The organism is Nocardia sp. NPDC060220 (assembly GCF_042727815.1).
GTDB lineage: Bacteria > Actinomycetota > Actinomycetes > Mycobacteriales > Mycobacteriaceae > Nocardia.
Map to the genome: position 1 here is coordinate 1 of NZ_JBHWZY010000589.1, position 4,430 is coordinate 4,430.

The following is a 4,430-nucleotide window of genomic DNA, read 5'->3' on the forward strand; positions in this document are numbered from 1 at the left end:
AGCCACACGAATTCCGCACATTCTCACCGCGGAACCGCCACGCGGGCGCGATACCTTGTCGTCGTGCTCCTGGCGAAGTCCCCTCCTGCGGTTGCGCCCACATGCGCCGCATTCCTGATGTTGACGGCGATCATGGTCAGCTTGCATCGGGGTTGGGTGATGACGGAATTGTGGCTGCTGGCGCTACCCGTGCTCGGAATGGCGTGGTTGACGGTGATCGCGCTGTTCGCGGTCGCGATGGCCCGTGCCCGCGAGCTGACACAGCGATGGCCGCTGGCGATCACCGCCGCGATGGCCGTGGTGGGCATCGGAGCGCCAGTTCTTTTCGTCGCCTGTCCTGAGGTCGGGGCGCGGACCCGATTCTGGCTCGAGCGACCGGCGTTCACAGCGGTGGCAGCATTGGAGACTCCGGACGATGACGGCTACTACGGCAGTCCCTTGCCGGGGCACCTGTGCTTTGTGTCGGCGAATTGCAAAGTGGCGACTATCAATACCCTCGGGGGACCTCCGGTGCGGTTCGTGCCCGATTACCTGGGAAGCCCCGACGGCGCCGTCGGTTACGCGCACTTCACCGAATCGCCTGGTCCTGAACCGTATGACGGTTTCGGCGATCCGATCTGTCCGACAATGGAACTGGGCGGTGGATGGTGGTGGCTCGGCGGCTGTCGGTAGATCGACGGCCTCGTCCTCGGTCGGCCGATCAGGCCGCCACGACGTCGGCGGCGCCGTTGAGCCGGGCGTAGCGTCCGCCGTCGTCGACGAGGGTCCGGTGGTCGCCGAGTTCGGCGACCCGGCCATGGTGCAGGACAGCGATCTGGTCGGCATCGCGGATGGTGCTCAGCCGGTGCGCGATCGTGATGACCGTGCGGCCCTGGGCGACCACGTCGATGGCGGCCTGCACCGCACGCTCGGTCTCGTTGTCGAGGGCGCTCGTCGCCTCGTCGAGTACCAGCACACGCGGGTCGCGCAACAGGGTGCGCGCCAGCGCGATCCGCTGCTTCTCACCGCCGGAGAACCGATGACCGCGCGACCCGACCACAGTGTCGTAGCCCTGGGGCAGTGAGGCGATCAGCTCGTGGATCTGGGCGGCACGGGCCGCGCGCTCGATCTCCGCATCGGTCGCACCGGGCTTGGCATAGCGAAGGTTCTCACGAATGGTCGTATGCAGCAGGTACGACTCCTGCGACACCACGCCGACGATGCGAGCGAGGGTGCCGAGCTCCAGATCACGAACGTCGACGCCGTCGATGGTCACCCGGCCACCGGTCGCATCGTGCAGTCGCGCGACGAGCGAAGCGAGGGTGGTCTTGCCGGAACCGGTCTCGCCGACCAGGGCGAGCGTCGACCCGGGAGGTACGACGAGCGAGACGCCATCGAGGACATCGGGGCCCGCGGCGTCGTAGCGGAAGCTGACATCGTCGAACCGGACTTCGCCCACGACATCGCGTGGGTCGAGGTCGACCGGCTGGGTGGGTTCATCGATCTCGACCGGAAGGTCCAGGTAGCCGAAGATCCGGCTGAACAACGCCATCGAGCTGGTAACTTCGACACCCACATTGAGCAGAGCCATCAGCGGCCTGAACAACCCTGCCTGCAACGTGGTGAAGGCGACCAGGGTGCCGATCGTCATGCCGCTGCTGGTCGCCGGAAGACCGGCGGCGAGGTAGAGCAGCGCCGGGATGGCCGCGAAGAGGATGCTCATAGTGGCCATCCGCCAGCGGCCCGCGAGCTGTGAGCGCACTTCGAGGCCGACCAGGTCATGCGAGGTCTGCTCGAACTGCGCGGACGCGAGAGGACCGGTGCCGAGGGTCTTGCCCAGCTGGACGCCGCTCACCGAGAGTCCTTCCTCGACCTGGCCGTGTAGATCGGCGAGGTGACGTTGGCGCTGGGCGGTGATGTCGCGTCGCAGCAGCGCTACGCGCCGGGTCAGCCAGATTGCCGGCGGCAGCACCACCAGCGACAGCAGCGACAACCGCCACGACAGCACGGCCATCGCGACGGCGGTGCCGACCACGGTGGTGACGTTGCTCGCGATGGCGGTCGCGGTGCTGGTGACCACGGACTGCATGCCGCCGACATCGTTGATCAGGCGCGACTGGACCTCACCGCTACGGGTGCGGGTGAAGAATGCCAGCGACTGCCGCTGTAGGTGGCGGAACACGTCGGCACGCAGGACATGCATCACCTGCTGCCCGACCGTGGTGGAGATGAGTGTCTGGCCTACGCCGAGCACGGCGGTGAGCACGGTGACGGCGAGCATGCCGCCCACGGCCCAGAGCAGGAGTGGGACGTTCTGCTGGGGGAGCGCGTCATCGATCACCAGCCGCAGCAGGAACGGCGAGGCGAGGCCGATCGTCGAACCCGCCACGATCAGGACGGTCAGCAGGGTGAGCTGAAGCCGGTACGGCGCGAAGAGCGCGGCGATCCGGCGCAGGGACACGGGGGACTCGCGCAGTTGTGCGCGATCGGCCGGGTCGGGTCGGCGGGCGCGGCCGCCGCCGGCGGAGACTTTCACTTCCATCTGCAACCCCCTTGGGTTGTGTTTATGCTGAGGTTACCTCACTATCTGGTAAGGAAAACAAAGCGAGAGGCGGGTTTATGCCCGACAACGAGAGCGACCTCCTGATGCAGGTGGCCAGGACGCTCCGTCGGCGCTGGTCGGCGGCGTACGCGCCGATGGGTCTGACGCCACACCAGGCCCGCGCGCTCCGCGTGGCCGGCGAGCACGACGGTCTCCGGCTGTCGGCCATCGCGGACGCGTTGCGGATCAGCGCCCGGTCGGCCACGGAAGTGGTGGACGCGCTCGAGGAAGCTGATCTGGTCGCGCGACGGCCCGACCCGACCGACCGCCGCGCGATTCTCGTGGTGGTGACCGCGCTGGGCAAGCGGACTCTCGCAACCTTGACTGCCGCCCGGACGAAGGACGCGGACGACTTCTTCGGACGACTCACCGACGATGAGCGCGCTTCGCTGCGCGACATTCTCGGCAAGCTCGTCTCCGAGGGTGAGGAGCAGATCCACCCGATCCGGCGCTGAGCGCGGAACATCGAGCGGTGTTGACCTACCGGTGATTTCATGTCGTCGTGACGGATGAGGGACTACCGACCCGTCAGCGGTCAGATGCCGGCGGGTTCGTGGGGCGGAAACAGCGCTGCAGTGCCGTGCGGAGCGCCTGTCGGTCCGAACTGTCCGGGCACGGGGATGCGGTTGCCCACGCGACGTAGCAGTCCGGGCGTAGGAGCAGGGCGGTGGGTGATCCGGGTTGGGGGCGTGCGGTGACGATGTCGAGTTGGTCGTGCCACTCGGGCAGCGTTTCCGCCAACCCCGTGTTCCCGGTCAGGTCGAGCAGCAGTGGCCGTGCAGTCCTGGTCAGCTCGGCCAGCCGGACGGTCCCGTTCGGGGTGGTCAATTCCATGTCCGGCGCGAACCGGCCGATGAGCGGGTGGGTATCGGGTCCGCCCGTGTCGTAGCGGATGTCGGCGCCTGCGGTGAGGGCGGCGAGACGCTGCACGGTGTCCTGGTCGCGTAGTAGTTCGGTGAACAGTTCGCGCAGGGCGGTGACGTCGCTGCCCGGGGCGATCAGCGCGGATTGTGCTTGGGCGTAGGTGACCATGCGGGAGGCGGCTTGCCGACGTTCGGCCTCGTAGCTGTCGAGTAGGTCGGTCGGGGCGTTGCCGCGGATGTCGGCGGCGAGTTTCCAGCCGAGGTTGGCCGCGTCCTGTAGGCCGAGATTGAGCCCAGGGCCGCCTCCTGCAGTGTAGATGTGGGCGGCGTCGCCGATCAGGAACACGCGGCGGTCTCGGAATCGGTCGGCGATTCGGGTGTTGCCACCGCTGAGCCGGCGCAGCACGTGCGGTTCCTGGCCGGAGGGCGCGCCGAGTGGGATGTCGGCGGCGAGTACGCGGTCGACGCTGGCCCGAAGCTCGTCGAGGCTCATGGGAGCGTCGGTCTCGGGCTGGTCCCACTCGATGGTGCTGATGAGCGGCGAATGACCGGGGAACGGCGCGTAGGAGAAACCCCCGTGCTCGGTGCGCAGTGGCAGGAATGGTTGGACGGTCCCGTAGCCGGGCACAGTCAGGACGCCGGTTGTGGGGTCCACCCAGTCGGCCGGGACGGTGGCGTGCGCCGCCCGGCTGGTCGCGCGGTCGTAGGTGACACCGGGGAATCCGATGCCGGCCAGCGTGCGGGTGACGCTGTGCACCCCGTCCGCGCCGACGAGATATCGGGCTCGCAGGCGGTAGGTTCCATCCGGGCCCGCGACGTCTACGGTGACCATGTCGTCGTCTTGTGTCAGGCCGACGACCTCGTGTCCGCGCCGGATCGCCGCGCCGAGTTCGACAGCACGCTGTTCCAGGACCTGCGCGATGTGGTGCTGCGGCGCCGCCAGCCCGAAGACCGGGCTGGCGTCGAGCAGGCTCAGGTCCAGGGCC

Annotated in this window: 4 protein-coding genes; 2 read left to right on the plus strand and 2 right to left on the minus strand. The window is 68.2% G+C overall.

Features of this window, described 5'->3' with window-relative positions:
* Positions 1-159: 159 nt before the first annotated feature.
* Positions 160-672: a hypothetical protein gene (locus ACFWF3_RS25735; protein WP_379315846.1), complete on the plus strand. Its 513-nt coding sequence runs from the start codon at positions 160-162 to the stop codon at positions 670-672.
* Between the two features lie 28 nt (positions 673-700).
* Here ACFWF3_RS25735 and ACFWF3_RS25740 read toward each other — a convergent pair whose 3' ends face one another.
* On the minus strand, positions 701-2,521 hold the full coding sequence (locus ACFWF3_RS25740) for an ABC transporter ATP-binding protein (RefSeq protein WP_379315848.1): 1,821 nt from the start codon (positions 2,519-2,521) through the stop codon (positions 701-703).
* A gap of 77 nt (positions 2,522-2,598) precedes the next feature.
* Here ACFWF3_RS25740 and ACFWF3_RS25745 point away from each other — a divergent pair, with 77 nt between their 5' ends.
* Positions 2,599-3,036: a MarR family winged helix-turn-helix transcriptional regulator gene (locus ACFWF3_RS25745; RefSeq protein ID WP_379315850.1), complete on the plus strand. Its 438-nt coding sequence runs from the start codon at positions 2,599-2,601 to the stop codon at positions 3,034-3,036.
* A 73-nt stretch (positions 3,037-3,109) separates the two neighbouring features.
* On the opposite strand, the gene ACFWF3_RS25750 is transcribed toward ACFWF3_RS25745, so the two are convergent.
* A partial coding sequence (locus ACFWF3_RS25750) for an FAD-dependent monooxygenase (RefSeq protein WP_379315852.1) occupies positions 3,110-4,430 on the minus strand: 1,321 nt, incomplete at its 5' end.